Here is a 26,797-nt window from a genome sequence, read left to right as displayed (position 1 = left end):
CCCCTCTTCGTGCTCCAGGTGCTATTACCAGGTTGACATGCAGTTTTGCACTATGCAAGACTTGCGCATGTGAAAGCTTCCGGAGCCGGGAGCCGCACCGTCGCGGCCGATCCCGTGGATGCGTTCGAGAAGGTCACGCGCATGCTGGTCGGCCTGGCCACCCGAAGCCTGGCCCAGGTCGAGGACGAGACGATCTCGGTCGCACAGTTCCGCGTGCTGTCGGTCCTCGACGAGCAAGGGCCGCTCGCGTCGTCCAAGACCGCCGCGGCCCTCGGACTCAACGCGTCGTCGGTAACCCGCCTCGCCGACCGGCTGGAGACGGCCGGTTTCGTGACCCGGACGCGCGAACGCGACAACCGCAGCGTGGTCACGCTGGCGCTCACCACCGAAGGCAGAAGACTCGTCCACCAGGTGCTGGCGTGGCGACGCACAGCCCTGACCCGGCTGCTCCAGAAACTCGACCCCGACGAAGTCGCCACGGCGGCCAACACACTGACAAAGCTGGCCACGCTCGCCGCCACCGACAGCGAACTCGCCGACCTGATGCCCTATCCACACGGCTGATCCAGCCATCCACCACCGGAAACCATTGCTTCGAGGTGCATCAGAAAGTCGACCCCGCCGCGGCGGACGACTGGTTCGCAGACCGTCAGGGCACTCACGCGACCGCGCCGTAGCCGAGCGGCCTGGCCACGTCGTCCAGTTCCTTCGAGTCCTGGGTGTGCCACTCCGGCAGAGTGACCAGACCCGGGTCGACCAGGTCGAGGCCGTCGAACCAGGACAGGATCTCGGCGTGGTCGCGCGGGTACACGGGTTCGCCGGCTGCCTCGTACGCGCCGCGCAGCAGTTCCATCTCGGCACGCAGCGCCGGCGAGGCGTGTTCGGCGGTCAGGGTGGACACGGCGACCAGCGAGCCGGGCGCGAGGCGTTGCTGGTAGGCGCGGATCAGCTCGGCTGGTTGCGGGTCCTTGAAGTACAGCAGCACGCCGACGACGAGAAGCCCGACCGGCTGGCTGAAGTCGAGCAGCCGGCGGGTGTCCGGATGGTCGAGCACTGCGGACAGGTCGCGCATGTCGGCCTGGATGATCGTCGTCGTCTCCGACCCTCCCAGCACGTGCTGGGCGTGGTGGTAGGCCACCGGCTCGTTGTCGACGTAGACCACGCGGGCCAGGACGCCGGCGGCGTCGGCGACCTGGTGGGTGTTGCCGACCGTGGGGATGCCGGAGCCGAGGTCGAGGAACTGGCGGATGCCCCGGTCGAGGCAGTAGCGCACGGCGCGACGCAGGAACGACCGGTTCAGCCGGGTCACGGCCGGGATGCTCGGCGCGATGGCCAGCACTTGGTCGGCGAACTCGCGGTCGGCGGCGAAGTTGTGCGAGCCGCCGAGGAAGTAGTCGTAGGCGCGGGCCGCGCTCGGCTGGTTGGTGTCCACGGTCGCTGGTAAGTCGGGCACAGGGTCCAAGATCGACACGGTGCGGCTCCCTCATGGTTCCGATGGGCACTCGTCAGTATCGCCTCAGCGGCCAGCTGCTCATCACCCCTCTCGCTCGTATCCCGGCGGTCCCCGCCTTTCGCCTGGAAGCCCGGCTCAAGCGGGCCGGGGCCCCGCCGATGCTTGAGTGTCGCTGGGGGGGTGCGGACCGGCCAGCGCTCATCGGAGCACATCCGCACTCGCCGCCTTCCGCTCATGGCTGGATTCAGCATGCCGGTAGTTTGCGCTTCTTCGACCTCCGGGATCGGCGAGTCGCCGCACCGGCCAGTGTCGATCGCCCGGGCACGTGGGGCGAGCGGTCAGGGACCGGTCACGAGTTCGCGTCGTAGACCAGCGTGCCGCGCAGGTAGGTCGCCAGCACGTCCGTCTCGTGGATCCTGCGGGTGTCGATGTCGAACAGGTTCTGGGAGAGGAGGATGAAATCCGCGGACTTCCCCACTTCGATGCTGCCAACGCGCTCACCGAGACCCATCGCTTCGGCCGCGTGCCGGGTGAAGCTGATCAGCGCTTCATGGAGGGTGAGCCGCTGCTCGGGGTTGACCGCCTCCTCGCTTCCTCCCGGCGCTTCACGGGTGACCATCGTTTCGATCCCGGTCCAGGGGTGCGGAACGGGAAGGGCGACCGGCCAGTCGGAACCGGCCGCGACAGTGGCCCCGGAATCCACGAGGTCCCTCAGCGGCCAGGATTTCTTCATGGTCTCGGCCGACACGCAGGTCGCCAGGCTGTCCTGGATGATGCTCGGGTACCACAGGTACGGCGACGCGTCCGCGACGACGCCCAGCTCGCCGAACCTCTGCACGTCGGACTGGTCGATGAAGAGATTGTGCGCGATGTGGAAGATCGGCCGCGATCCGTGCCGCCGGCGCATGATCGCGATCGCGTCCAGAGCCATCCTCGTCGACCCGTCCCCGGCCGCGTGGATCTTCACCCCGCGTCCCGCGGAGACCGCTTCCTCGAGTTCCTCGACGAGCCCGTCCAGGTCGTACAGGCATTCCCCGGAACTCTGCCCGTGGTTGCACCCGAGCGGGAGGTAGGGATCCAGCATCGAGGCGGTCCGCGTCATGGGAACGCCGTCGAGGAACACTTTGATGAATCCCACGTGGAGCAGTTCGGAACCGAACTGCTCGGATACCGAAAGCAGCTCCTTGCCGGTGATTCCGGGTTCCGCGAGCAGCGGTCGCGCCACTGTGGATGCCATGACCCGGAGGGTGAGTTCGCCCTCGGCCTCCAGCTTCGACAGCGTGCGCAGTGCGGGCTCCATCGTCGCGGCTTCGCAGACGGTAGTGACCCCGTACTGGTTGCACAGCTTCGCGGCGGTCGCGAACGTGCCGCGGTACCGCTCCTCCGGGTTCTTGATGCTCGCGACGAACGCCTCTTCCGCCAGCCGGGACGCCTGTTCCCACAGGACGCCGGTGAGGCGGCCCGCTTCGTCGCGAACACACGTACCGTCCTCGGGATCGGGGGAATCGTCCTTGACTCCCATCGCCTCGAGTGTGGCGCTGTTGACCCACCTGTTGTGCATCGTGTCGTCCTTGAGCACCACGGGACGCCCGCCGGCCGCCTCATCGAGTTTGGCGAGCATGTCGACGTTCGCGAGCTTCTCCATCGTCAACGAACCGACGATCCCGCCGACGATCCACTCGTCCGGTCCCAGTTCCGCCGCCCATGCCGCGATCGCTTCGCAGATCTCGTCGGGTCCGTAGTGCGGCGGAATCCGCAGCTCCCACGCCGCGGCCGCCCCACCCAGGCCGAGATGGATGTGGACGTCGCAGATTCCCGGCATGAGCATCTTGCAACCCGCGTCGAGGACGGCCGTTTCCGGACCGGCCAGGCGCATGATTTCCTCGGTGCTTCCGACGGCGGTGAACACGCCGTCGGCGACGGCGAGTGCCTCGGCCGTGGTTCCCGCCGCATCGCCGGTGAACACGTTGGCATTGACGATGATCAGATCGGGTGTGTTGGTCATAGCGTCCTCCACGCAACCCGACAGCGTGTCGGGATGCTCGTCTCTCGCAGGAGTAGGGGGTGTTGCCGGTGATTTGGTGATCGGGTGCCTACGTGGCGGGGGACATGAGGGTGGCCGCGTGGACGGCGGGACGCCGGTCCGCCCACGGCATCGCGTCCTCCAGCTGGGCGGCGACCCGCAACAGCATTGCTTCCGAACAGGCCGGACCGGCCAGCTGGACACCGATGGGCAGACCCTGCGCGGACTGGGCGAGCGGCAGGCTGATCGCGGGAGTGCCGGTCTGGTTGAACAGGGGGGTGAAGGAGCAGGCGTCGAAGATCCGCGTGGTCCACTCGAACGCGCTGAGGTCCGCGTTCGCGTCGAGGTGGCCCAGCAGCGGTGCGGGGGTGTTCATGGTGGGCGTCAGCAGGAGGTCGTACTCCGTGAAGAACCGGCCGACCTCGCGTGAGACGGTGTTGACAGCCGCCAGGGCGTTGCCGAGGTCGATCCCGCTGACCGTGCGGCCGTATTCGACGCAGGCCCACGTGGTGCGTTCGAGGTTCTCCGGGCCGGCCGTTGTGCCGGTCATTGCCTCGATCCTGGCGACGGATCCGGCCAGGAAGGACGACCACAGAACGTGGTTCGCGTTCAGGAACGACTCCCACTCGATGTCCGGCGTCCGGCGTTCGACGTCGTGTCCTGCCGCTTCGAGCACCCTGGCGACGGCATCGACCGCCCCGGCCACCTCCGGGTCCACGTAGCTGCCCGCCCAGGACTCGGTGTGCACGGCGATCCGCAGCCGCCCCGGGTCGGCGCCCACCTCCTCGACCCATGGGCGCGCGGGCGGGGCGATGACGTACGGATCGCCCGGATAGCTCACGGCCACCTCGTCGAGCAGTGCGGCGGTGTCCCGGACCGTGCGGGTCACCGCGAGCTCGGCGCCCATCCCGTAGAGCGCCTCGGCCGAGTCCGGCCCCACGGGCACCCGACCTCGGCCGGGCTTCAGCCCGACCAGTCCGTTGCAGGCGGCGGGCACCCGGATGGATCCGCCGCCGTCGTTGGCGTGCGCGATCGGGATCGCCCCCGCGGCGACGAGCACCGCCGCGCCGCCGCTGGACCCGCCGGCGCTGTGGGCGGTGTTCCACGGATTGCGCGTCGAACCGTAGGCCAGTGCCTCGGAGTTGCCGTTGAATCCCAACTCCGGGGTCGTCGTCACGGCCAGCGTCGCCAGGCCGGCTGCACGGAAGCGTGCCATCAGATGCGTGTCCGCCGGAGGCACGAAACCCTCGCCGAGCAGGCGCGTCCCCATGCGCGTCGGCACTCCTGCCGCGTGGCAGACGATGTCCTTGATCGCGAACGGAACGCCGGCGAACCGGCCGTCGGCGGCGTAGTCGAGCGGACGGTCGAAGGGTCCTTCGGCGACCGCGTTCACTTCCTCGTCCACCCGGTTGATAGCCGCAGTGGCCAGTGCGGTGACCTCGTCGGCGCTGATCTCCCCGGATGCGATGACCGCGGCCAGGGCCGTCGCGTCGAGGGCGGTGTATTCGTCGATGTACATCAAGCTCTCCCTCTGCCGTGCCGGGTGTGGCTCGTCGACCGGCCAAGCCCCCGGAAAGCTACGAGGCTGTGAGGTGCCGTACATCGGCCGAAAAGCCGTTCCTCCCGCGCCTCGGATGTGCTTCCGGCAGGGGGCACCGGGCAGGGGGCAGGCTCGTCGAGTAGGGACACGACCGCGTCGAGTCCGACGTCGATCGAGTGCCGATATCGCTCTACAACACGTTCCCTACGCTTGACACCGCCGTGTGTCCGCCGTCAGGATCCGACCGGTAACGGAGGTTCGGAATGGCCGCGGACGTACGGTGGTGGGCTCAGCTCGCCGGGGAGATCCGCGCCGCAAGCCGCGGTGACCTGTCCATCGAGGTCCCCCTCCGCGCCGTGCGTGACAAGCTCGGTTTCGACTGCGTCGCGCTGGTCGCCTGTGGACTTCCGCGTGCCGGTGGCACCACGCACACCGCCCTCATCAACCTCGGCTATACGGCGGAGACCCTCGCCTACATCACGACGACGTACAGCCGGACGTGCCCGGTCCACCGGCTCGCGGTGCGACGGGGCACTCCCCTGCGATTCGTGGACGTGCCGTTCGACCTCCGCGAGACCCGTACGTACCGAGAAGCGATACTGCCCAACCGGTTTCGCGAAGGGATGACCCTGCCGTTGGCGCCGCCGGCTACCGGTGCGGCGATTCCGGGCTTCGTCGCGATGAGCTCGACACACGCCACACCGCTCGACGACGAGTCACGGCTGGCGCTGATGATGCTGTCGCACGATCTCGCCGGGCTCATCGACCCCGGCGCCGAAGCCGGTGACACCGTGGCCGACGTGGTCCTCCGGATCACGCACGACCTGGTCGAGGTCCGGGCCGGAGAACTTGGAGATGTGCCGCTCACCAGTGCCGAGCTTCACCTCGCCGTGCGATCCGCCGTCGCCAGTGCGGCGGGCCACGTCGGCTTTCACCACCGTGCCGCTGACGGCACCTGGTGGCACGTCCGAGCGGCGCGCCACCCCGGCGCGGTTCTCGTCCGGTTCGGCCGAGTTACGGCGTTCGGTTGCCTCACCAGCCGTGAACTCGACGTGGTCGGCCTGGTCGCCCGGGGATGGTCCAACGAACGGATCTCCCAGGCGCTGGGCATCGCGGTCCGCACCGTACGAAGCCACGTCGAGTCGTTGCTCATCAAGCTCGATTGCCCCAATCGCACCACGCTCGCCCGCACCGCCTTCGAGCACGAGCTCGACACTGTTGACGCCCTGCGGGTCGCGAATCACTGACTGCGGGGGCAGCGCCCGGTTTCGTTCCCGTTGCGGGATGAATCCGGGCCCTCGTTTCTACGCACCGGAAAGCCTACCGGTTCCACATAGGACGGTTGCGATATGGTGCTCGTCAAGGCTTCCTGCGCGGCGCGCCTCGACGAGATCGCCGCCGCGCTCACGTGACCCGGCGGCTTGGGGCGGCATATCGTCCGCGTATCGAAAATCGCATACGTGCTGACAACACGGCGCTGTCTTGACTTGAGACATGGCCTCCGGCGAATTGGGTTCGATCTACAGCGAAGCGACCACGGACCGTCGCGCCCGAACGATGGCCGAGCCATCTCCCTCGTCCATCCCGACGACAGGACTCGCGGTCTTCGGATGCGGCCAGGACGAAGCCGCCTTGTTCCAGGAGATAGGGCCACGCCTCGGATTGTCGCCCACCATCACCGAGGCCGCCGTCTGCGAGACCAACGCTGAACTGGCACGTGGCAACCGATGCATCAGCGTGAACCACAAGACTCAGATCACCAATCCGACGCTTCTGGCGCTCAGCAAGGCCGGTGTGGAATACATCTCCACCAGAAGCATCGGCTACAACCACATCGACCTGGAGTACGCCGAGCGCGTCGGCATCTCGGTGGGCAACGTCGCCTACTCACCGGACAGCGTGGCCGACTGCACGTTGATGTTGATGCTGATGGCCGTGCGCCACGCGAAATCCACCATCCGCCGCACCGACGCTCATGACTATCGGCTGAGCGACGCTCGCGGCAAGGAGCTGCGGGACCTGACCGTCGGGGTGATCGGAACAGGCCGCATCGGCACAGCGGTTATCGACCGGCTGCGAGGCTTCGGCTGCCGCGTGCTGGCCCACGACAGCCGGCATCAAGCCTCGGTCGACTGCGTACCGCTCGATGAACTGATCGAGCAGAGCGACATCGTCACGCTCCATACCCCGCTCACCGCGGACACCCATCATCTCCTCGATCGTCATCGCATCGAGCGGATGAAGCCCGGCGCGTACGTCGTCAACACAGGGCGCGGCCCGCTGCTCGATACCGAGGCTCTCCTGTCGGCGTTGGAGAGCGGCAGGTTGGGCGGTGCGGCGCTGGATGTCCTCGAAGGCGAGGAAGGCATCTTCTACGCCGACTGCCGGACCAGGCATATCGAGAACGAGGCCTTGGTGCGGCTGCAGCGCCTGCCGAATGTGCTGATCAGTCCGCACTCCGCCTATTACACGGACCACGCCCTGAAAGACACCGTCGAGAACAGTCTCATCAACTGCCTGAACTTCGAGAGCGGGAAAACAACATGAGCAGGTTGAAGGTCGGAATCATCTTCGGTGGCGCGTCCGAAGAGCATCCCGTCTCCGTCAAATCGGCGCAAGAGGTCGCCAGGAACCTCGACACCGAAAAGTACGAACCGTTCTGGATCGGCATCACCACTGGCGGCGATTGGAAGCTCTGCGACGGCCCTGGCGCGGATTGGGAGAACGGCAGCGCTCGTCCAGCCATGCTGTCACCCGCCCGGAGTGTGCACGGCCTGCTGGTCATGGGGCAGGAGGGCTATGAGGCGAGACGCCTCGACGTCGTCTTTCCCGTGCTTCACGGCAAGCTCGGCGAGGACGGCGCGATCCAGGGCTTGCTGGACCTCTCCGGCATCCCCTACGTCGGCTGCGACGTCCAGAGCTCGGCCGTGTGCATGGACAAGTCCCTGGCTTACACCGTCGCCAAGAGCGCAGGAATCGCCACGCCGAACTTCTGGGTCGTCGAGGAGAACGAGGAGGTCGACCCCGACCGCCTCCCCTATCCCGTCTTCGTGAAGCCGGCTCGATCAGGTTCATCGTTCGGCGTCAGCAAAGTCACCGGCAAAGACGAGTTGCCGAGCGCGCTGAGCGCAGCGCGACAGTACGACTCGAGGGTTCTGATCGAGGAGGCGGTGGCCGGCGGCGAGATCGGCTGCGCGGTCCTCGGGGAACTGTTCGGCCTGATCGTGGGCGAGGTGGACCGCGTTGACCTCTCGCACGGATTCTTCAGAATCCACCAGGAGGACTCACCCGAGACCGGATCGGAGAACTCGACCTTCATCGTTCCCGCCGACATCTCCGACGAATCGCGCCAGCTCGTCCAGGAGACCGCCAAGACCATCTACCGCACCCTGGGCTGCAAGGGACTTGCCCGCGTCGACATGTTCCTCACCGACGACGGGCGGGTGGTCCTCAACGAGGTCAACACCATGCCCGGCATGACGTCTTACAGCCGATACCCGCGGATGATGGCCGCCGCAGGGGTGCCGCTGTCCGATCTGATCGACCGGCTCATCTCGATGACACTGCACGGGAAGAAGCGATGAACGACGACTTCGTCTACGTTGACGATCGGGTGCCGGGCGTCCGCTGGGATGCCAAGTACGCCACCTGGGACAACTTCACCGGCAAACCCGTAGACGGCTATCTCGCGAATCGCATCGTCGGCACCCGGTCCCTGTGCGCGGCCCTGGAGCAAGCACGCGAGAAGGCCGCCTCCCTTGGCTTCGGGCTGCTTCTCTGGGACGGGTATCGCCCCCAACGCGCCGTCGACTGCTTCCTACGCTGGTCGGAACAGCCCGAGGATGGCCGGACCAAACTGCGGCACTACCCGAACATCGACCGGCCCCAGATGTTCAAGAACGGATATGTGGCCGCGAAGTCGGGCCACAGCAGGGGCAGCGCCGTCGACCTGACCCTCTATCACCTCGCCACCGGCGAGCTTGCTCCCATGGGTGGCGGCCACGACCTCATGGACCCGATCTCACGTCATCGAGCCCGGGGAATCACGCCGACCGAGGCCCAGAACCGCGAGCACCTCCGTTCCATCATGGAGGACTGCGGATTCGATCGGTACGACCGCGAATGGTGGCACTACACGCTGAGGAACGAGCCTCATCCTGATGTCTACTTCGACTTTCCCATCACGTGACCGGAGTCTCCATTGCGTCTCGCAGTGGGGACATTTGGAACGCAACGACGAGGTCGTCATGCGGCGCACCGACCCATCGGGGCTGGAGGTCTTCTTGGGTGGCACCGATCCTTCGCGACTGCACGACTGGGCCTCCGACGGATACCGCTCAAGCGAGGAATACCTGTTCTGGTCCCGCAAGGTCTGCGGTCTAGCGTGCCTGCAGTCGCTGCTCCGGGGATGGACCGACATCCGGCTGCCGATGGGCGAACTCCTCGCGCTGGCCCTCGACTGGGGCTGCTACGTGGTGGAGCCCTCCGGCAAGGTCCAAGGACTCATCTACCGGCCGTTCATGGCCTGGGTCAGCTCGCAGTTCGGATTTCACTGCGAACTGGTCGAGCACACGCCCATTCACGTATCCAGCCGAGAGGTGCGACCCGGACAGGTCATGATCGCGTCCGTATCACCTGAGATTCGCGACCCGAACACCCATGAGCCCCAACGTGGAGGCCACCTCGTGCTGGTCTATGCGGTCGATGACGGTGTAGTGCGGTTCCACAATCCGTCGGGCTACTCCCACAATTCAGACTCTGCATCGCTACCCGTGCATGCATTCGAGCGGTTCCACGCGAACCGAGGAATCTTGATCAGGAGGACATCGTGATGCCAGGCGAGCCGCCACCGCGCGTCGTCGTCGCTGGTGGTCATTCGGCAGGGCACATCGAGCCCGCGATGAACTTCGCCGACGCGCTGCGCCGTCTGGAGCCCACTGCCGAGATCGCGCCTGGGGCCGAATCACCGCACTGGTCGTCTCCGACCGAGCACGCGGATACGGCGGCGACTCCCGGCTCGTCGAGGCCGCCGAGTCTTTCGCCGCTGGCCACGGATGCGTTCGGATGGAGGTCACCAGCAATGATCGCCGGCCGGACGCGCACAGGTTCTACGCGCGACGCGGGTACACCGGCCAAGCTGGAATCTCGTCCGGCTTCCTACGTGACCTGCCGAGCTGTCGCGGGTAGTCGCACCGTGACGCAGAGCCCGCCGTCGGCGCGCGGGCCGAGCGAGAGCGTTCCGTCGTGCGCTTGGGTGATGCTCTTGGCGATCGCCAGACCGAGGCCGGCACCTATGTGGTCGCTGCGGACGCGATCGGTGCCGCGCTGGAACGGCTCGGTGAGGGTGGAGACCACGTGCGGGCTGAGCTTGTCGCCGGTGTTCTCGACCGTGAGCACGGCGCCCTCTGGACCGACAGCGGTGCTGACCTGAACGGTGCCGTATTCGGGCAGGTTGTGGACGATCGCGTTGTGCAGGAGGTTCGTGGTCAACTGCAGCAGGAGCGCATGGGACCCGATGGTCGGGGTAATGTCCCCGGAGGTTTCAATGACGACGCCGTGCTTCTCGGCAAGCGGGAGGAGTGTTTCGGTGGCTTCTTCCGCGATGAGCGACAAATCAACGTCACCTCGGGCGAAGGAGCGCTGGTCGGTGCGGCTGAGCAGCAGCAGTGCTTCGGTGAGGTCGATCGCTCGGGCGTTGACGACGCGGAGGCGTTCATCGAGCTCGCTGCTTTCCCGGTTCGGATCGTTGCGAGCGACGTCGAGCAGGGCCTGCGTGATCGCAAGTGGAGTACGCAGCTCGTGGGAAGCGTTGGCTGCGAAGCGCTGCTGTTCGGCGACATGCGCTTCGAGCCGTGCGAGCATGCCGTCGAAGGCGTCAGCGAGCTCCCGGAACTCGTCCTGGCGCCCCTCCAACTCGATCCGGTGAGAGAGCGAACCCTTCGCAGCCGTGCGCGTAGCATCGGCGAGGCGGGTCAGCGGGGCCAGCATCCGCCCAGCGAGAATCCACCCTCCGGCGAGACCGAACACCAGGAGGAACACGATCGCGCCGGCGGCCGCCGGCGCGAAGTCACGCAGCAGCTCGGTGCCCGAAGGCGCGATCACAACCTCGCCAGCGTCCTGTGCCCTCTCCCGGTAGTCGGCCAGGAACCCCGCAAACGCCCCGAGCAGCACGGCGCCGGCCAGCATGAGGAAGCCGGCATAGCTGAAGGTGAGCTTGAGACGAACGCTCAACCCAGGCGCCCTATCCACATTCGCCTCCCTCGCTCCCGGCGTCCGGTCCCGTGTCGATGCGGTAGCCGACGCCAGGCACCGTGGCGATCAGCCAGGGTTCGCCGAGCCGCTTGCGCAGTGCGGATACCGTGATGCGCACGGCGTTGGTGAACGGGTCGGCATTCTCATCCCAAGCCCGTTCCAGGAGCTCTTCGGCGCTGATGACACCGCCTTCGGCGGCCACGAGGACTTCGAGCACCGCGAACTGCTTCCGGGTGAGCGCGACGTACCGGCCGTCCCGGTAGACCTCGCGGCGGAACGGGTCCAGCCGCAGGCCGGCGAGCTCCCGCACTGGCGGCCTGTTGTGGGCACGCCTGCGGTCGAGGGCTCTGAGACGGAGCACGAGTTCCTGCAGCGCGAACGGCTTGGTGAGGTAGTCATCGGCGCCGAGCTCGAACCCGGAAGCCTTGTCGTCCAGCCGGTCCGCAGCGGTGAGCATCAGGATCGGCATGCCGCTGCCTGAAGCGACGATGCGTTCGGCAACCTCGTCGCCGGAGGGCCCGGGGATGTCGCGGTCGAGGACGGCGATGTCGTAGGCGTTGATGCTCAGCATCTCCAGAGCGGTGTCGCCGTCTCCGGCGATGTCGGCCGCGATCGCTTCCAGGCGCAGTCCATCGCGGATGGCCTCGGCCATGTAGGGCTCATCCTCGACAACCAGCACACGCATGCTCTCAATCGTAGGAGCGGGCGGATATCGCCGACGTATCGAAAACCGCGTGCAAGCTGGTGGCAACACGGTGCCGCCTTGGCTGGCGACATGAGTAACCGGCCCCATCAAGGCATCGCCAACGCCCGCCCACCATGCCCACTCCCCCAACCGATCATCGACCCTGAACAGATCAACCGACTCGACATACGAAGGCACGATCGCCTCGGCGGCATCCTCCACGAGTACCGGCATGCCGCATGACCAGGGCGGATGAGGTTCTCGGCAGAGGCAACTCCGCGGAAGAGGAGGAACGTCCCTTTGACCGTCCTTCGCATACCTGATCGCAGGCTGCGACGAGTGAAAGACCGCGCCGGTAGAGTTGCTGCTCAGGCGAGCACACCTCTCCATCGGATCCGTGGACGACAATGTTGATCGCTGGAAGCGTAGAGGTTGCGATCGGGAGGAACACGATGAGCGACGAGATTCGGCACGCCAGCGTCGACCTGCGGACCGACCGGGCGCACGGCGCGCGGATCTACGACTACATCCTGGGCGGCAAGGACAACTACGCCGTCGACCGGGCTGCCGCGGAGGCCACCAAGCAGGTCTGGCCCGCGCTTCCAGTGCATATGCGCGCCAACCGCGAATTCATGCACCGCGCCGGCCGCTACCTGGCCACCGAGTGCGGCATCGACCAGTTCCTGGACATCGGTACCGGCATTCCCACCTCGCCGAACTTGCACGAGGTCGTGCAGGAGGTGCGGCCGGAGGCCCGCGTCGTCTACACCGACAACGACCCCATCGTGCTCGTGCACGCCCGCGCGCTGATGTCCAGCACCAAGCAGGGCTGCACTGCTTACGTGGACGCCGACCTACGCGACCCGGACACGATCCTGGCCTCCCAGGAGTTCCGCGAGACCTTGGACCCGAGCCGGCCGATCGGGCTGATGCTCATCGCGGTCGTGCACTTCATCGAAGACGACGACGAGGCACTGGACGTCGTGCGGCGGATCATCGACGTGCTGCCCTCCGGCAGCTACATGGCCGCCACGATCGCCACCGACGACTTCGCCCCGGAGATGCTGGCGGAGGTCCGCCGGACCTACCACGCGCACGGCGAGACCCTGCGCTGGCGCTCCCAGGCCCAGGCCGCCCGATTCTTCGACGGCCTCGAACTGGTCGAGCCCGGGATCGTCCAGATGCACAAGTGGCGCCCGGACTCCGACGCCGGCCTCGCCGTCCCGGAGGCCGACATCGCCATGTACGGCGCCATCTCCCGCAAGCCCTGAGCCAAGCCCGCTGTGCCTGGATAGCCCCGGGGGGCTATCCAGGCACACGGACCTGAACCAGAGTCAGCTCAACCAGTACGCCACCAAAAATGCCACCGGTCGCTGGCAGGCGGTCAGGCCGTCGACCTGCTCAGCGAATGTTCTGACTGGACAGTCCTGGCCACAACCGGATCCGCGACTCACCCCGGCCGACGCGAACTGGCTGGCTGACTGGCCGAGAACGGCATCCGGTAGTTCCCAGCGCTCGAGCTGATGCCTGGGCCCTCTCCAGCGTTGCGGGGTGCTTAAGGCGTGCGAAGAGCACATCCCCCGGCTCTGACGAGTGGAGAAAACAGACAAGATCGATCGGATATTTGTTCGCTCACGACAATGGGCACGGCGCAAGCCTCGGCCATCCTCGGCATGGAGCGGTTGCGTCGAATCACGGGAGGGCTGGTCATGGTCGGCGATATCGAAAACGCCCGTCGTGGTCCGCGGATCGCGTTCGTGACCGGCGCACGCCCGGCCAACCATGCGACCAACTGGTTCGAACAGGCGCGCAACCGGCGGTGACCGCCCCTCTCGGCCGATACAGCACCGCGGCTCTTCGGTAGTACGCAGTCTGCGTATTACCAAGATCAGCGAGCCCTGAACGGACCGCCGGCTCCGGCACTGCGCGCCTGCACGCGCTACCGCACCGAGACATGTTCCGGCATCATCCGCGTCGCGGAACGTTGATCAACGAAGCGGACACGGGCTGCGATGCACGCGCCGCCACACACCCGGGACCTCGCTGATCAACACCGGCCTCGCTCGGGCAAGCCACCGCCACCTCTCTAACCGCCGAAGACATTTCGGTGGTTAGAGATCCGCGACCAAACCAATCGATCGACACAGAGGAATACCATGACCACTACTCAACGCCGCTGGTTGACCCAGGATGCTTACGACCGGTTGCGGGACGAGCTCGGAGAACTGCTCGCCCACCGTTCCGCTGGTTCTGAACGTGGCGATGGCACGGTCGACAGCGAGTTCGTGGATGAGGGGCGTCGGCGCGCCCGCATCCGCGAGATCCAGGGGTTGCTGTACGACGCGGTGGTCGGTGAAGCACCACCAGACGACGGGGTCGCCGAGCCCGGCATGGTCCTCACCGTCCGCTTCGACGACGGCGAGACCGAAACGTTCCTGCTCGGTACGCGTGATGGAGCCGACCTCGGCGGGCTTGCGGTCTACTCGCCCGAGTCACCCCTCGGGGCCGCCCTGTCCGGGGCCAGACAGGGCGAGCAACGGACGTACAGCGTTCCCAATGGTGGGACGGCGCAAGTAACGCTCCTGCGAGCGGTACCCCACGGGCACCACCGTCCGTAGACGCCCGAAAAACAGCACGGGACCGCGCCACCGACACGTGACGGGCGGCCGTGGTCCTGGGGGCGGCGTGGCAGGTGTGACACATGATCCGCTCGTCCGTGTCCAGATGTGAACCGTCGACTTACCACAAGGGGTGCGCCGGGCACGTGGGTACGTTCTCGATCGCTGCCTACGACGTAGTCGCTGGTGCGCAGGTGTCGCGGTCAGTACCCGGATGCCTTCGATCGGGGCGTTGTTGGTGTTCGCCCGTTGCTCGGGATCGACGGCTTGGAGCTGCTTCGATGCGCGTCGTCGTCCGCTACGAACACGACCACGCCGGGGACGTGGTGCACGCCGCCGACGACCACTCCCGGCTGGCCTGCACCGAAGCCCTCGACGACGAGAAAGCCGACGCCGCCGCAGGTTCTGGCTAACAGCTCGTAACGAGCGTGTCCGATTGCCGGCAGCGACGACCGTCAACGGGTCTGCCCCGGTCCCCGCCCGAATTCCTGCCGACGCCCGCACCTGATCGACGGATCACCGGACGGAGCGCAAGGTCCTCTCGTCTGGCTCGACGAGGACGCTCCCGTCGTGGAAGACCACCGTCGGAACCTTGCGGACGTTGCCGTTCGCGGCGAGGGCCTCGTCCCACCGCCCGGGATCCTGGTCAAGGTCGATCCACTCGTATGTGCGTCTCATGTCATCGAGGACGCGCAGTGCAAGCTGGGTGTCAGGGCAGCCCGGGCGACCATAGACACGAATGGCGCTCTGGTCGGTTTGCGTCGTCATATCTGGCTCTCCTGTCATTGTGCGGTGTTCGAATCGCTGTGCGTCGGACGGGCCAGCGACGCTCACTGGCCGACCCGGTTGGCCTGATGCGCTAGGGGCCGTTGAGACCTGACCGGCGGATCAGCGGTGGGCGCCGAGCGTTTTGAGGGCGCCGGCCAACCGGTCCAGGGCGCCTGAGATCCACGGCAGCGACACCGGATCGTCGCTGTGCAGCGCTGTCCAGCGCTGCTCGGTGGTTCGCCCGTAGAGGAGACTCGTCGCTACCCGGAAGCGCAGGCTCTCCGGTGCGTCACCGAAGTGTTCGCCGGCGAGCACGCCGATGCCGTGTTCGTCGAGGAGGTGATCAGCGAGCGCGACTCCCGTCTCGATGCCGCGGGCCGCCAGCACCGGGCGCAGGGCTTCGAGGTCGGGATACAGGTAAAAGGCGGCCTGCGGCTCCCGGCAGGCGGCACCCGCCTTCGTGAACACCGCATGAGTCGCGCGGGCCACCGCCGCGTGCAGCCGTCGGCTTTCGGCGATGTGCCCGGTGACAGCGGGTGGTGCGTCATAGATGTAGGCAGCCGCCGCCTGCATGGGACCGGCGAGGCAGGACCACAGCTCGCTGCCGATTCCGGCGATCCGATCAGCGATGCGCTGTCCGGTCGGTCCAGGTGGGGTGCGCAGGTAACCGACGCGCCAGCCACCAAGCGACATGGTCTTGCTCAGGCCGCCGGTGACGATTGTCCGGTCCGGTACCAGCGTCGCCGGGCTGTGCGTCGTGGTGGGGTCATAGGCGAGGTCGCGGTAGATCTCGTCGCTGATGATGGTCAGGTCATGCCGGTCGGCGAGCTCGCAGATGCGGCGGATCAGCTCGGCGCTCGCCACGGTTCCGGTGGGGTTGTCCGGGAGGGTGAGGATCATGATCCGTGGATCGGCGCCGTCGACGCGGGCGGTGGTGAGCGCGGGCTCAAGTAGGTCGGGATCGGGGACACCGCCCGCGGCGACCGGGATCGGCACTGGGATCGCGCGTTTGCCGGTCAGCCGGATCTGCGCCGCATAGGTGACCCATGACGGGGCAGCCAACACGACGTCGCCGGGCAGCGCGGCGAGTGCGGCATACAGCAGTGGTTTGCTGCCCGGGGCAAGCAGGATCTGGTCGGCGGCGGTGGGCAGACCCCCGCGCGAGAGGTATCCGGCGACGGATTCGCGAGCCCGGACCGTCCCGGCGACGGGCGTGTAGGAGTTCTCATCGGCTCCCTTCGCCAGCGCGGCGGCTGCTTCGGGGAGTACGGGCAGACCGGCTTCACCGAAGCCGAGGTGGATGATGTCCTCGCCCGCCGCGCGACGCGCGCTGATCGCGTCATTGAGGGCGAGGGTCGCTGAGCGCGAAACCACGGGTTCTCCTGGAATCCAAGGGAAAATGCGGGTGTGGTGGGGTTCGACCGGGCGGCGGTGCCCGATTCGCCGGGGCGTCGGATCAGCTCTCCGCCACGGGAAGGTCGTACAGCCGGCGCACGCTCGTGCCCAGCTTGCTGATGTCGGCGCCGTAAACGTGGACCGAGATCACCGTCGTCTCCTCGGCGTTGCGCACTAGGTGGATATCGCCGGGCGGGGCGAAGCCGCATGCGGTGCCGGGTCCGTTGACGACGTCGGCGGCCGGGACGAGACGGGCGGTGGTGCCCTCCCCGCGCAGTTCGTATCGCCGCTCGGTCTCCGCGCCCTCGTAGACGCCGGTGACGCACCAGGCGACGTGATCGTGGATGGGGGTCTGCTGTCCGGGTTGCCAGACCAGTGCTACGAGGGAGAAGCTGCCGTCCGGCTCGGCGTGCACGATGTGCTGTCGGTACCGCTCCGAGTCGCCCGCGCGGTACTCGGCCGGTAGCAGATTCGGTCGTGACAGGAAGGGTTCGAGCTGTCTGGCCACGAGTCGCGCCGACTCGGCGGGTGGCCGTTCGAGACACACGACGTCGCGCACCGCGGAGACGAGTTCGGCGAGAAGCGGCGTGCGGTGCACGACAGGGACGGGGCTCATGTGGACTCCGATCAATAGGTGCGATGGACGTAACGAGGGGCTGCGCCGAGGCCAACGAGGAGCGTCAGTCGAGGCCGTCGAGCAGGTCGGTGATCAGGTCGTCGACGTTCTCGATCCCCACCGAAATCCGGACGAGATCGCCGGGCACCTCGAGCGGGGTGCCTACAGCGGAGGCATGCGTCATCCGCGCCGGGTGCTCGATCAGCGACTCGACACCGCCCAGGGATTCGGCGAGGGTGAAAATCCGCGTCTTGTTGCAGACAGAGAGTGCGGCCTGCTCGCCACCGGCCAGCCGGAAGGAGATCATGCCGCCGAACCGCCGCATCTGTTTGCGAGCGAGGTCGTGGCCGTCGTGGTGGGGCAGGCCCGGATAGAGGACCTCGTGCACGGCGGGGTGCGTGTCGAGCGCCGCGGCGATCCGTTCGGCGTTGTCGCAGTGGCGGTCCATCCGCACGCCCAAGGTCTTCACACCACGGAGGGTCAGCCACGAGTCGAAGGGCCCGGCGATGGCCCCGGCGGCGAACTGGTGGAAGTGAATACGCTCGGCCAGCTCGGCGTCCTGGACGATCACGGCGCCGCCCACCACGTCGGAGTGGCCTCCGATGTACTTGGTGGTGGAGTGCACGACGATGTCCGCGCCGAGGGTCAGCGGCTGCTGCAGGTACGGCGAAGCGAAGGTGTTGTCCACGGCGAGGAGCGCGTTCGCGTCCGCGGCGATGCTCGCCAGGCCGGCGATGTCGGTGATGCCCAGCAGTGGGTTTGTTGGTGTCTCGCACCAGATCAGCCGGGTCTCCGGACGGATAGCCGCGCGGACGGCGGCGAGATCAGCCAGCGGGGCCGGGGTCGTGGTCAGGCCCCAACGGGCGAGCACCCGGGTGAACAGGCGGAGCGATCCGCCGTAGGCGTCATCCGGGATGATCACATGGTCTCCCGGCGCGCATACCGCACGGACCACGGCGTCCTCGGCCGCCAGCCCACTGGCGAATGCGCTGGCATGCGTACCGCTTTCCAGCGCCGCAAGGCATTCCTCGAGCGCGGAACGCGTCGGGTTGGCCGCTCTGCTGTACTCGTAACCGCCGCGCAGCGCCCCCACACCGTCCTGCTTGTAGGTCGAGGTCTGGTAGATCGGCGGAACCACCGCGCCGGTGCCCGAGTCCGGCTCCTGTCCGGCGTGGATCGCGAGGGTTTCGAACCCGTGCAGCTGTGTCATGGGCATGAGCCTGCCGGGCAACGACCCATGCGGTCTACTTCGAGATTCTTGCCGTCGTAGCGGCTATCGCTTATGGCTGGCGGAACGCACGAGCTGTGTCCAAGCGTTCACCCATCCCCGTGCATCCCATCGGCGGCTTGCTGCAACGCCTCCAGCATCAGCCTGGTGACCGGGACGTTCTGGTGACCAGCCAGCGTGTACGCCGCAACGGTTCGGGAGTCCGCAGGGATCACCGGCCGGCTGACGATCTTCGGGTGACGGATGAACGACTGCACCATGCTCGGCATCACGGCGATGCCCAACCCGGCGGCCACCAGACTCTGCACGGCGAGGTTGTCGTCGGTGGTGAAGTCGATATCCGGTTCGAAACCGGCCGCCGCGCAGGACTGGACGAAGTGGCTCCGGCAGCGCACGCAACCGGCGATCCAGCGTTCCTCGGCGAGCTGGGCCAGCTCGACCGATCGCCGCCGGGCCAGCGGATGGCTCCGCGGCAGCAGGACGATCAGCGGGTCGTCGAGCAGTTCGAGCATGAACAGCTCGTCCGGGTCGGGTTGCTCGCTCGCGGCCTCGTAGGTGAACGCCAGGGCGATGTCGCAGTCGCCGCGCCGCAAGGCGTCGACCGACGCCGGTGGCTCGCCCTCCAGCAGCTCGATCCGGATTCCAGGATGCCGAGCCTTGATCGACGCCACGGTCGGCGGGATCAGCGTCGCACTCGCGCTGGGGAACGCACAGATCCGGATGCGGCCGGCCTTCAAGCGGGTGATCGCGGTCATCTGGTTCTGCGCGGAGGAGATCGATCCGAGGATGCCTTCGGCGTGGCGTGCGAGAACCTCGCCGGCCTCGGTGAGCCGAAGCCCCCGGCCCGCCCGCACGAACAGCGGTGTGCCCACCGAGCGCTCAAGTCCCTTCATCTGCTGACTGATCGCCGGCTGCGTGTAACCGAGATTCCTTGCCGCTGCGGCGAAGGAGCCGGTGCGCACGACCTCGTCGAACACCCATACATGCCTTGAGTCGAACATCTCCGAACAATAAGCATTTCTTTGGGAGGTGTAAATAAGTCATGTCTGGACTTCGATCGGGATCCTGGGCGATCGTTGCGCAACCCACTCGTACCGATAGGCGGCGCCCATCCCTCCCGCCGCTGCATCTCCTTCGCCGTATACCGGTCAGGAGCGGTTCGCGCTCCCTGAGAACACAAGGCGACTTGATGAATCCATCACGTAGACCGACCTCTCGCATGGTCCTGGCCACGCTCGTCACCGCGCTCACCCTGCTGGTGCCCGCATGCGCATCCGGTAATGCCGGTATCACCACCGCCAACGGCGTCAAGCTGGTCAAGGCAGGCCAGCTCACAACGTGCACCCATCTGCCCTACCCGCCGTTCCAGTTCGAAAAGGACAACGAGGTCGTCGGGTTCGACGTGGCGATGATCGATCTCGTCGCCGGGCAGCTCGGCGTCCAGCAGGTCATCGTCGACAAGCCCTTCGAGACCATCAAGACCGGCGCCGACCTCAACGCAGGGGTATGCGACATCGCGGCGGCGGGCATGACGATCATCGACGCGCGCAAGAAGAACCTGGACTTCTCGTATCCCTACTTCAACGCCACGCAGGCGCTACTGGTCCGCAAAGGCGTCGCGGCAACCTCGATGGACGACATCAAGGCCCACCACCTCAAGCTGGGTTCGCAGTCCTCGACCACCGGCGAGGACTACGCACACGGCCACGATGTGGATTCGCAGTCCTTCGAAAGCTCCGACGCAGAGCTGAACGGCCTGCGCACCGGCCAGGTCGACGCGGTGATCCAGGACTACCCGGTAGTGCAGAACTGGCTCAAGGACCCGGCGAACGCCGAGAAGTTCCAGCTCGCGGCCAACCTGGAAACCGGCGAACGTTACGGCTTCGCCGTGAAGAAGGACGGAAACCCGCAACTGCTACAGATGATCAACAAGGCGATCCAGCAGGCGAAGCAGGACGGGACCTACAAGAAGTTCTACGAGCAGTGGATCGGGCCGATGCCGGCCGGAGTGGAGGGACCATGACTACCCAGGCCCCGGAAGTGGCCCCCGAGTCACCGCAACCCCTGTCTGGCGCGCGTCGCTGGCGGTCACCACGCCGCAGGCGGCTGCTGGTCCGCAACGCGCAGTACGCGGTATTCGTCGTAGCCCTGGTCCTCGTCGGTGTCCTCGCGGACTGGCAACGGCTTGGTCAGCAATTCCTGGAACCGTCCGTAGCGCTGCTGCTCTTCCCGGACCTGATCACGGTGGCCCTGTTCAACACGATCACCTACACGGTCGCCGGATTCGCCGTAGGCCTCGTGCTGGGTCTGCTGATCGCATTGATGCGGCTGTCCTCGGTCGGACCGTACCGATGGGTCGCAATGGCCTACATCGAACTGTTCCGCGGACTGCCCGCCCTGCTCATCTTCATCTTCGTCGGGGTCGGCGTACCCCTGGCCTTCCCCGGACTCACCTTCCCCGGTGGCGCATACGGTCAGGTCGCCTGCGCCCTCGGACTGGTCTCCGCCGCGTACATGGCTGAAACCATCCGGGCCGGCATCCAAGCCGTCCCACCCGGACAGCTGGAAGCCTCCCGCACCCTGGGCATGTCGCACGGCATGGCGATGCGGACGATCGTGCTGCCCCAGGCATTCCGGATCATCGTGCCGCCGCTGACGAACGAACTCGTCCTGCTGTTCAAGGACTCCTCACTCGTGCTCTTCCTCGGAGTCACGCTAGGACAGCGGGAACTCACCAAGTTCGGGCGCGACCTAGCCAGCCAGCAGGCGAACACGACACCGATCTTCGTAGCAGGCCTGTGCTACCTGCTGATCACCATCCCGCTCGGCTACGTGGTGCGCCGCCTCGAAGCCCGGCACGCGACGGCCAGGTGACGCCGATGTCCTCCGTGACCGAGCCAGCAGGACCGACCCGGATAACCAGCATCGGAAGAGGCAGGGACGCCGACATGACCGCCGCGATCGAGATTCAGCGTCTGCACAAGTCCTTCGGCCCCCTGGACGTGTTGCGCGGCATTGACTTCAGCATCACGCCTGGGGAGGTGGTGTGCGTCATCGGGCCCTCCGGTTCAGGCAAGTCCACACTGCTGCGGTGTGCCAACCTGCTGGAGGAGCCGAGCAGCGGGCGGGTTCTCGTCGGCGGCGTCGACATCACCGATCCCGACGTGGACATCGACCGGGTGCGCCGCCGGATCGGCATGGTGTACCAGCAGTTCAACCTCTTCCCGCACCTGAACGTACTGAAGAACCTGACCATCGCCCAGCGCAAGGTGCTCAAGCGCGGGGAGGCCGAATCGGTTCGCATCGCTCGGGAGAACCTGGCCCGGGTCGGCCTGGCGGAAAAGGAACTCAGCTATCCCGCACAACTGTCCGGCGGCCAGCAACAGCGAGTCGCCATCGCGAGGGCGCTCGCCATGGGGCCAGAGCTGATGTTGTTCGACGAACCGACCAGCGCACTCGACCCCGAACTCGTCGGCGAGGTGCTGCGGGTGATGCGCGGCCTCGCCGGCGACGGGATGACGATGATGGTCGTGACCCACGAGATGGGCTTCGCACGCGACGTCGCTGACCGCGTCGTCTTCATGGACGGCGGCGTCGTCGTCGAGGAGGGCCCACCGCACGAGGTCCTGGGCAGTCCTCGGCACGAACGGACTCGGTCGTTCTTGTCCAGGGTTATCCAGGCGGAGAAGATGAACACCGCCACGGAAAACACTGCCTAGGATTCAATGCCGGTCGTCCAAGGTTTTTTGCACACCGAGACATATCTTGATCGGTACGCGCAGAAACCTGATCGCAAGCCGCGGAAATCGCGTACGCGGTACTGGTGGATCGGACTCAAGTGCTGCTTCACCGGCCCCCTGTCAAGCCGGGGACGCGGTGGTCGACCGGTCAGCAAATTTGCTGACGCCGACCAGGCGGTCTCCACCGGGAGCAGGAATCATTCTTGCCACGACACCAGGAGGAGCGGGAGATCGCAAGGTGTCCGGCGTCAGGATCACCGGCCGCGCAGCGGTGCCTGCGCCGGACATCGTCGGCGTAGTGTCAAGGGTGGCTTCCGGCAGGTATCCAGGGTCACCAGCCAAGATGAAAAACGCTCAATGGAATCAGGTGGTACCAACATGATGTTGATCGAGGAAAGGGTATGATGGTTGCGCTGGCGCGTTATCCGCGGTATCCGTTGGGGCACTTCCCGACGCCTCTGGAACCATTGACACGGCTGACTGACCGGCTGCGCGACACGTATCGCAGCGTTCCGTCGCTGTGGATCAAGCGGGACGACTGTACAGGGCTGGCCACCGGCGGTAACAAAACGCGGAAGTTGGAATTCCTGGTGGGCGAGGCGCTTCAACAGGGCGCCGACACGCTTATCACCCAGGGTGCCCTCCAGTCGAACCACGCGCGGCAGACCGCGGCCGCGGCGGTCCTGGCGGGAATGCACTGCAGCCTGTTGCTGGAGTGCCGGCAGGAAAGTGACGAGGACTACGAGCGATCAGGCAACGTGCTGCTCGACGAAATCCTTCGGGCCCAGATCGTGGACCGTCTTCCGACTGGCACTGATATGCAGGCTGCGATGGAAGAACTGGCGGAGCGATTGCGGGGCGAGGGCCGGCGCCCGTTCGTCATTCCTGTCGGCGGGTCCAACCCGACCGGGGCGCTTGGCTACGTCGCCTGCGCCGAGGAGCTCGACGCGGCCCCGATCCCGATCGACTGGGTTGTGCACGCCACGGGCAGCGCCGGCACCCAGGCAGGATTGGTCGCCGGTCTCAGACTGCTCCGCCACGACGCCAAGGTGCTGGGTGTCTGCGTTTCACGGAATGAAGATCTGCAGCGTTCCTTGGTGCATCAGCTCGCGCAGGACACTGCCGCAAAGTGCGGCGCGGACATCCATCTCCCCGAAGACGCCGTGCTGGTCGACGATCGGTGGGTGGGCGGCGGCTACGGAGTGCCGACGGATGGGATGGTGGAGGCGGTCCGGTTGCTGGCCACCACCGAGGGCATCCTGCTGGACCCGGTGTACTCCGGAAAGGCATTGGCAGGGTTGCTCGGCAACATCGCGGAGGGGCGATTCAAACCGGAGGAGAACGTCGTCTTCCTTCACACCGGGGGCAGCGTCGGCCTCTTCGCGTACCGTTCGACGTTCGCGCCGTCGACGACCTGATCGACCCCCGCGGCAAAAGATCGCCCCGTTCTGCCCTCACCGCAGAACGCCGTCGACGTGTTCGCCGGCGAGTGGTCTTCCCAGCTGCCCGTGCCGCTGCAGCACGACCCCGCCCGTCCATGGCTTTCGGCCGGGATGGTTCGGAGACCACCCCGGCCGTTCAGTCAGGTTCGTGCCGGAGCGAACTCGACGTCCTTGGTTTCCGGGCCGAGCTTCGCGCCGATCCAGGTCAGCACGCCGCTGAGTACGATCAGCACCACCGGCGTGTAGGCGTAGGGCAGCACCGTGGACAGCCCGACCATGTAAACGCTGTAGAACGACGGAATGATGAGCGACACGCTGTAGGCGAATCCATAGCCGGAGGCGCGCACGTTCGTCGGGAACGCTTCCAGGAGATACACGGTCGCCACCCCGTACGGCCCGACCGCAACAACCAGGCCGAGTGTGTAGATCACCATCGCGAGCGTGAAGTTCCCCCCGCCCTGGAGCAGGCTCACCATCGTGAAGAACGTGATGGCCGCGACGGTTGCAGTGCCGGCCCCGGTCAGCATCAGCACGCGGCGCCTGCCGAAGCGCTGTCCGAGATGCCCGTACACCAGATAGCCGGCGAACAGCGCGACGTTGGCGAGCAACAGCGCGAGGGTCACTGCGTTGGCGTCCTGCTTGAGCTGCGAGATCAGCAGTCCTGTGACCGGAGTGATGATCGACTGGACAGCGAACCACAGTCCGCTCATCAACAACAGCGCCTGGACGAGCCGCCGCGCGTTGTCGCCTGCGAACAATTGCCGCAACGGAGGCTTCGACACCTGCGCACCCGCGGACTTCGCCTCCGCCTTCCACACCTCGGATTCCTCGATGGAGCGGTAGAAGTAGATGAAGAAGAGGATGCCCAGGGCGCCGCCGATGAGGAACGGGATTCGCCACCCCCACTGGACGTAGGGGGAGTTGAGGTCGTCATGTGGAAGCAATGCCAGCAGCGGTAGGGTGACCACCGAGATCGCGATGTAGCCCACCGGGTAGGCGGATGCGATGAACGCCCCGACCAGCCCGCGCCGGGGCTTGGGGCAAGCTTCCATGGCCAGCGGGTTGGCGCTGGTGTATTCGCCGCCCATGAATATGCCGCCGACGAGCCTCAGGAACATGAGGGAGAACAGAGCGCCGTAGCCCCAAGCCTGGTATCCGGGTAGCAGTGCCATCAGAAAGGTAGCGACGGTGAATCCGGCTACGGCGATCAGGGTGGATCGGCGTCGGCCGATCTTGTCGCTGAGGTGGCCGAAGAGGATCGAGCCGATCGGGCGGCCGATGAGCGTCACGGCGAAGGTCAGGTAGAACAGGGTGATTTCCAGCGTGGCTGAGATGTTCTCCGGCTGGAAGTAGTGGATCGCCGGGGCCAGCGCCACCACGGGCAGGTAGATGTCGAAGTAGTCGACCGCGAAACCGAAGAACGCAGCGCGGGCCGCGCGCTTGGCGGGCACCGGCATCGGAGCCGGCTTGCCGCCCGGTGGTCTCTCCGTGCGCACGGGTGTTGAGGCGTGATCCATTGTGGGCGCTCCTCTCGGGAAGGCACCGTGATTCGGAAGGTGGTCTTGTTGGTTGTGGTGATTCCTCTTGTGCGGGCGGGCCCCGGGATCGTCCGGGGCCCGCCCGCCGTCGGTGTCGTTGCTCAGACCGGCTACTCTCCCGCCACGTCCGGCAGGCCGGTCGCGATCAGCTGACGAGCCAGGTCCAGATCTTGTTTGCGGCCCGAGGTCAGCGCCGCCACCACTCGATCGTCCTGCAGGTACCAGACCGTGAAGTCCCCGCTGCCGACCGATCCGGCGACTCGTTCGGAGTCCCACTCGTCGGCTGGGCCGACGTACTCCAGCCGCGCCAGGTCAGCCAGGTCTGTCCAGAAGTACGGGATTTCGCGGTGCTCGACGGCGGCTCCGAGCATGTTGCGGGCGGCGGTGATCCCCTGTGCGATGGCGTGCTCTTCGTGTTCGAGGCGTAGCCGGCGCCGGTGCACCGTGCTGTCGTACTCGCACGCGTCGCCTGCGGCGTAGACGTGTTCGGCGCTGGTCCGAAGCGTTGCGTCGCAGGCGATTCCGCCGGTGGGGCCGATCGTCAATCCCGCGGCTTTCGCTAGCTTGGTGTCCGGCACGGCACCGATCCCCACGACGACCAGATCTGCCGGGATGTGTCGTCCGGAAGTGGTTCGCACGCCATCTACCTGGCCTTCTCCGGAGAAGGCAGCGACCTGCTCGCCACAGACCAGCTCGACCCCGCGGCTGCGCAGCAGGCCGCTGACGTGGTCGGCGACGGTGGCGCCGAAGGCGGTCTCCAGCGGTGCCCGTTCTGGCATCACCATCGTGCAGTGCACCCCGAACGCAGTCAGCGACGCGGCGACCTCGGTGGCGATGAACGATCCTCCGACCAGCACGGCTCGCCTGGCCTGCGCGGCGTGGGAGCGCAGTTTTTGCGCGTTGCCCGGTGCCCGAAGGTAGTGGATCCCGTCCAGCGCGGCCCCGTCAACGTTGAGCCGTCGCACCATCGCGCCGGTGGCGAGCAGGGCACGCTGGTAGTGCAGCACGGACTTGTTCGCCAGGGTCGCGGTCCGTCCTGCGGTATCCAGTGACACCACTGCGGAGCGTGTCAGAAGCCCGACGTGGTTGTCCTCCCACCAGCTTGCGGGGTGCACGGCGATGTCGTGGACGTCAGCATCCGGCCCGAGCAGTGCCTTGGTGATCGGCGGCCGGTGGTACGGGCCTAGGAGCTCGCGCGTCACCAGAGTGATCGAGCCGTCGAAGCCCTGCTTGCGCAGTTCTGCCGCCGCGGCGGCAGAGGCCACCCCACCGCCGACGAGCAGAACGTCTACATCGGACTCGGTCATGTCAGTCTCCGTCGTAGGGTTCGAAGTCGCTCTTGCGGGCCCCGCAGACCGGGCACACCCAGTCGTCGGGGATGTCTTCGAACGCGGTGCCCGGCGGGATGCCGCCCTCCGGATCCCCTTCCGCGGGGTCGTAGATGTCCCCGCACGACACGCAGATCCACTTCTGCGCCACGACTGCCGTGGACATGTCTT

The 26,797-nt window shown here is 66.7% G+C and carries 28 protein-coding genes; 15 read left to right on the top strand and 13 right to left on the bottom strand.

The annotated features are described in order from the left end of the window. The first annotated feature begins 114 nt into the window (after nt 1–114). Nucleotides 115–564 carry a MarR family winged helix-turn-helix transcriptional regulator gene (locus tag AC07FN_RS31125; RefSeq protein ID WP_478398814.1) on the top strand — a complete coding sequence of 150 codons (450 nt, stop codon included), beginning with the start codon at nt 115–117 and terminating at the stop codon, nt 562–564. A gap of 94 nt (nt 565–658) precedes the next feature. On the opposite strand, the gene AC07FN_RS31120 is transcribed toward AC07FN_RS31125, so the two are convergent. The 3 genes from AC07FN_RS31120 to AC07FN_RS31110 form a co-directional block, all read right to left on the bottom strand. Beyond that, nucleotides 659–1,453 carry an SAM-dependent methyltransferase gene (locus AC07FN_RS31120; protein WP_478398813.1) on the bottom strand — a complete coding sequence of 265 codons (795 nt, stop codon included), beginning with the start codon at nt 1,451–1,453 and terminating at the stop codon, nt 659–661. A 349-nt stretch (nt 1,454–1,802) separates the two neighbouring features. After that, nucleotides 1,803–3,458, bottom strand: a complete 1,656-nt coding sequence (locus AC07FN_RS31115; protein WP_478398812.1) for an amidohydrolase — start codon at nt 3,456–3,458, stop codon at nt 1,803–1,805. 88 nt (nt 3,459–3,546) lie between these two features. Then, on the bottom strand, nt 3,547–4,995 hold the full coding sequence (locus AC07FN_RS31110) for an amidase (protein ID WP_478398811.1): 1,449 nt from the start codon (nt 4,993–4,995) through the stop codon (nt 3,547–3,549). A gap of 284 nt (nt 4,996–5,279) precedes the next feature. On the opposite strand from AC07FN_RS31110, the gene AC07FN_RS31105 reads away from it, so the two are divergent. The 6 genes from AC07FN_RS31105 (at nt 5,280) to AC07FN_RS31080 (ending at nt 10,203) form a co-directional block, all read left to right on the top strand. Beyond that, on the top strand, nt 5,280–6,263 hold the full coding sequence (locus tag AC07FN_RS31105) for a helix-turn-helix transcriptional regulator (RefSeq protein ID WP_478398810.1): 984 nt from the start codon (nt 5,280–5,282) through the stop codon (nt 6,261–6,263). 310 nt (nt 6,264–6,573) lie between these two features. Next, nucleotides 6,574–7,563 carry a D-lactate dehydrogenase VanH gene (vanH, locus tag AC07FN_RS31100; RefSeq protein ID WP_478398848.1) on the top strand — a complete coding sequence of 330 codons (990 nt, stop codon included), beginning with the start codon at nt 6,574–6,576 and terminating at the stop codon, nt 7,561–7,563. Next, nucleotides 7,560–8,600: a D-alanine--(R)-lactate ligase gene (gene vanA, locus AC07FN_RS31095; RefSeq protein ID WP_478398809.1), complete on the top strand. Its 1,041-nt coding sequence runs from the start codon at nt 7,560–7,562 to the stop codon at nt 8,598–8,600. Before vanH ends, vanA begins: the two co-directional genes overlap by 4 nt. Then, entirely contained in the window at nt 8,597–9,205 is a 609-nt protein-coding gene (gene vanX, locus AC07FN_RS31090) for a D-Ala-D-Ala dipeptidase VanX (protein WP_478398808.1), read from the top strand. The genes vanA and vanX overlap by 4 nt, the downstream gene beginning before the upstream one ends. Nucleotides 9,206–9,263: 58 nt before the next feature. Next, entirely contained in the window at nt 9,264–9,848 is a 585-nt protein-coding gene (locus AC07FN_RS31085; protein WP_478398807.1) for a hypothetical protein, read from the top strand. Between the two features lie 130 nt (nt 9,849–9,978). After that, complete coding sequence (locus AC07FN_RS31080; protein WP_478398847.1) at nt 9,979–10,203, top strand: GNAT family N-acetyltransferase; 225 nt, start codon at nt 9,979–9,981, stop codon at nt 10,201–10,203. Here AC07FN_RS31080 and AC07FN_RS31075 read toward each other — a convergent pair. Together AC07FN_RS31075 and AC07FN_RS31070 are read right to left on the bottom strand one after the other, a co-directional pair. Continuing rightward, nucleotides 10,174–11,265: a sensor histidine kinase gene (locus AC07FN_RS31075; protein ID WP_478398806.1), complete on the bottom strand. Its 1,092-nt coding sequence runs from the start codon at nt 11,263–11,265 to the stop codon at nt 10,174–10,176. The two genes, AC07FN_RS31080 and AC07FN_RS31075, sit on opposite strands and share 30 nt — an antisense overlap. Next, complete coding sequence (locus AC07FN_RS31070; protein WP_478398805.1) at nt 11,258–11,953, bottom strand: response regulator transcription factor; 696 nt, start codon at nt 11,951–11,953, stop codon at nt 11,258–11,260. The genes AC07FN_RS31075 and AC07FN_RS31070 overlap by 8 nt, the downstream gene beginning before the upstream one ends. A gap of 452 nt (nt 11,954–12,405) precedes the next feature. On the opposite strand from AC07FN_RS31070, the gene AC07FN_RS31065 reads away from it, so the two are divergent. The 4 genes from AC07FN_RS31065 (at nt 12,406) to AC07FN_RS31050 (ending at nt 14,984) form a co-directional block, all read left to right on the top strand. Further along, nucleotides 12,406–13,224: an SAM-dependent methyltransferase gene (locus tag AC07FN_RS31065; RefSeq protein WP_478398804.1), complete on the top strand. Its 819-nt coding sequence runs from the start codon at nt 12,406–12,408 to the stop codon at nt 13,222–13,224. 369 nt (nt 13,225–13,593) lie between these two features. Further along, nucleotides 13,594–13,776: a hypothetical protein gene (locus AC07FN_RS31060; RefSeq protein ID WP_478398803.1), complete on the top strand. Its 183-nt coding sequence runs from the start codon at nt 13,594–13,596 to the stop codon at nt 13,774–13,776. A 333-nt stretch (nt 13,777–14,109) separates the two neighbouring features. After that, nucleotides 14,110–14,571 carry a GreA/GreB family elongation factor gene (locus AC07FN_RS31055; RefSeq protein ID WP_478398802.1) on the top strand — a complete coding sequence of 154 codons (462 nt, stop codon included), beginning with the start codon at nt 14,110–14,112 and terminating at the stop codon, nt 14,569–14,571. A 281-nt stretch (nt 14,572–14,852) separates the two neighbouring features. Beyond that, nucleotides 14,853–14,984 carry a hypothetical protein gene (locus tag AC07FN_RS31050; protein ID WP_478398801.1) on the top strand — a complete coding sequence of 44 codons (132 nt, stop codon included), beginning with the start codon at nt 14,853–14,855 and terminating at the stop codon, nt 14,982–14,984. Between the two features lie 103 nt (nt 14,985–15,087). On the opposite strand, the gene AC07FN_RS31045 is transcribed toward AC07FN_RS31050, so the two are convergent. From AC07FN_RS31045 to AC07FN_RS31025, 5 genes are all read right to left on the bottom strand, one after another. Further along, nucleotides 15,088–15,339 carry a glutaredoxin domain-containing protein gene (locus tag AC07FN_RS31045; protein ID WP_478398800.1) on the bottom strand — a complete coding sequence of 84 codons (252 nt, stop codon included), beginning with the start codon at nt 15,337–15,339 and terminating at the stop codon, nt 15,088–15,090. Between the two features lie 120 nt (nt 15,340–15,459). Further along, complete coding sequence (locus AC07FN_RS31040) at nt 15,460–16,713, bottom strand: pyridoxal phosphate-dependent aminotransferase (protein ID WP_478398799.1); 1,254 nt, start codon at nt 16,711–16,713, stop codon at nt 15,460–15,462. 82 nt (nt 16,714–16,795) lie between these two features. Next, entirely contained in the window at nt 16,796–17,350 is a 555-nt protein-coding gene (locus tag AC07FN_RS31035) for a cysteine dioxygenase family protein (protein ID WP_478398798.1), read from the bottom strand. A gap of 64 nt (nt 17,351–17,414) precedes the next feature. Beyond that, nucleotides 17,415–18,566, bottom strand: coding sequence for a cystathionine gamma-synthase (locus AC07FN_RS31030; protein WP_478398797.1), 1,152 nt, complete (start codon nt 18,564–18,566; stop codon nt 17,415–17,417). A gap of 101 nt (nt 18,567–18,667) precedes the next feature. Then, a complete protein-coding gene (locus AC07FN_RS31025) occupies nt 18,668–19,579 on the bottom strand; it encodes a LysR family transcriptional regulator (RefSeq protein WP_478398796.1) in 912 nt (303 codons plus the stop codon). Nucleotides 19,580–19,797: 218 nt separating this feature from the next. Between AC07FN_RS31025 and AC07FN_RS31020 the strand changes: the two genes are divergently transcribed. The 4 genes from AC07FN_RS31020 (at nt 19,798) to cuyA (ending at nt 23,736) form a co-directional block, all read left to right on the top strand. Continuing rightward, the gene (locus AC07FN_RS31020; RefSeq protein ID WP_478398795.1) at nt 19,798–20,601 is read left to right on the top strand and encodes an ABC transporter substrate-binding protein; all 804 of its coding nucleotides are present in this window, start codon (nt 19,798–19,800) and stop codon (nt 20,599–20,601) included. Beyond that, entirely contained in the window at nt 20,598–21,452 is an 855-nt protein-coding gene (locus AC07FN_RS31015; protein ID WP_478398794.1) for an amino acid ABC transporter permease, read from the top strand. Before AC07FN_RS31020 ends, AC07FN_RS31015 begins: the two co-directional genes overlap by 4 nt. 74 nt (nt 21,453–21,526) lie before the next feature. Next, entirely contained in the window at nt 21,527–22,297 is a 771-nt protein-coding gene (locus AC07FN_RS31010; protein ID WP_478398793.1) for an amino acid ABC transporter ATP-binding protein, read from the top strand. 422 nt (nt 22,298–22,719) lie between these two features. After that, nucleotides 22,720–23,736, top strand: coding sequence for a D-cysteate sulfo-lyase (cuyA, locus tag AC07FN_RS31005; RefSeq protein WP_478398792.1), 1,017 nt, complete (start codon nt 22,720–22,722; stop codon nt 23,734–23,736). A 164-nt stretch (nt 23,737–23,900) separates the two neighbouring features. Here the strand turns inward: cuyA and AC07FN_RS31000 are convergent, their stop codons facing one another. The 3 genes from AC07FN_RS31000 to rd form a co-directional block, all read right to left on the bottom strand. Then, nucleotides 23,901–25,217, bottom strand: a complete 1,317-nt coding sequence (locus AC07FN_RS31000; RefSeq protein ID WP_478398846.1) for an MFS transporter — start codon at nt 25,215–25,217, stop codon at nt 23,901–23,903. 191 nt (nt 25,218–25,408) lie between these two features. Then, a complete protein-coding gene (locus AC07FN_RS30995) occupies nt 25,409–26,605 on the bottom strand; it encodes an NAD(P)/FAD-dependent oxidoreductase (RefSeq protein WP_478398791.1) in 1,197 nt (398 codons plus the stop codon). Between the two features lies 1 nt (nt 26,606). Beyond that, nucleotides 26,607–26,792 carry a rubredoxin gene (gene rd / locus AC07FN_RS30990; RefSeq protein WP_478398790.1) on the bottom strand — a complete coding sequence of 62 codons (186 nt, stop codon included), beginning with the start codon at nt 26,790–26,792 and terminating at the stop codon, nt 26,607–26,609. Nucleotides 26,793–26,797: the final 5 nt, after the last annotated feature.

It is taken from the genome of Saccharopolyspora sp. NPDC045941 (assembly GCF_056431445.1).
This window is presented reverse-complemented; position numbering and strand designations above follow the sequence as displayed.

Coding starts and splice junctions, on each gene's coding strand:
- AC07FN_RS31115 (WP_478398812.1), bottom strand. CDS start 3,458: ATGACCAACACACCCGATCTGATCATCGTCAATGCCAACGTGTTCACC.
- AC07FN_RS31110 (WP_478398811.1), bottom strand. CDS start 4,995: ATGTACATCGACGAATACACCGCCCTCGACGCGACGGCCCTGGCCGCG.
- AC07FN_RS31105 (WP_478398810.1), top strand. CDS start 5,280: ATGGCCGCGGACGTACGGTGGTGGGCTCAGCTCGCCGGGGAGATCCGC.
- vanH (WP_478398848.1), top strand. CDS start 6,574: ATGGCCGAGCCATCTCCCTCGTCCATCCCGACGACAGGACTCGCGGTC.
- vanA (WP_478398809.1), top strand. CDS start 7,560: ATGAGCAGGTTGAAGGTCGGAATCATCTTCGGTGGCGCGTCCGAAGAG.
- vanX (WP_478398808.1), top strand. CDS start 8,597: ATGAACGACGACTTCGTCTACGTTGACGATCGGGTGCCGGGCGTCCGC.
- AC07FN_RS31085 (WP_478398807.1), top strand. CDS start 9,264: ATGCGGCGCACCGACCCATCGGGGCTGGAGGTCTTCTTGGGTGGCACC.
- AC07FN_RS31070 (WP_478398805.1), bottom strand. CDS start 11,953: ATGCGTGTGCTGGTTGTCGAGGATGAGCCCTACATGGCCGAGGCCATC.
- AC07FN_RS31065 (WP_478398804.1), top strand. CDS start 12,406: ATGAGCGACGAGATTCGGCACGCCAGCGTCGACCTGCGGACCGACCGG.
- AC07FN_RS31060 (WP_478398803.1), top strand. CDS start 13,594: ATGGGCACGGCGCAAGCCTCGGCCATCCTCGGCATGGAGCGGTTGCGT.
- AC07FN_RS31055 (WP_478398802.1), top strand. CDS start 14,110: ATGACCACTACTCAACGCCGCTGGTTGACCCAGGATGCTTACGACCGG.
- AC07FN_RS31050 (WP_478398801.1), top strand. CDS start 14,853: ATGCGCGTCGTCGTCCGCTACGAACACGACCACGCCGGGGACGTGGTG.
- AC07FN_RS31045 (WP_478398800.1), bottom strand. CDS start 15,339: ATGACGACGCAAACCGACCAGAGCGCCATTCGTGTCTATGGTCGCCCG.
- AC07FN_RS31035 (WP_478398798.1), bottom strand. CDS start 17,350: ATGAGCCCCGTCCCTGTCGTGCACCGCACGCCGCTTCTCGCCGAACTC.
- AC07FN_RS31030 (WP_478398797.1), bottom strand. CDS start 18,566: ATGCCCATGACACAGCTGCACGGGTTCGAAACCCTCGCGATCCACGCC.
- AC07FN_RS31025 (WP_478398796.1), bottom strand. CDS start 19,579: ATGTTCGACTCAAGGCATGTATGGGTGTTCGACGAGGTCGTGCGCACC.
- AC07FN_RS31020 (WP_478398795.1), top strand. CDS start 19,798: ATGGTCCTGGCCACGCTCGTCACCGCGCTCACCCTGCTGGTGCCCGCA.
- AC07FN_RS31015 (WP_478398794.1), top strand. CDS start 20,598: ATGACTACCCAGGCCCCGGAAGTGGCCCCCGAGTCACCGCAACCCCTG.
- AC07FN_RS31010 (WP_478398793.1), top strand. CDS start 21,527: ATGACCGCCGCGATCGAGATTCAGCGTCTGCACAAGTCCTTCGGCCCC.
- cuyA (WP_478398792.1), top strand. CDS start 22,720: ATGATGGTTGCGCTGGCGCGTTATCCGCGGTATCCGTTGGGGCACTTC.
- AC07FN_RS31000 (WP_478398846.1), bottom strand. CDS start 25,217: ATGCCGGTGCCCGCCAAGCGCGCGGCCCGCGCTGCGTTCTTCGGTTTC.
- AC07FN_RS30995 (WP_478398791.1), bottom strand. CDS start 26,605: ATGACCGAGTCCGATGTAGACGTTCTGCTCGTCGGCGGTGGGGTGGCC.
- rd (WP_478398790.1), bottom strand. CDS start 26,792: ATGTCCACGGCAGTCGTGGCGCAGAAGTGGATCTGCGTGTCGTGCGGG.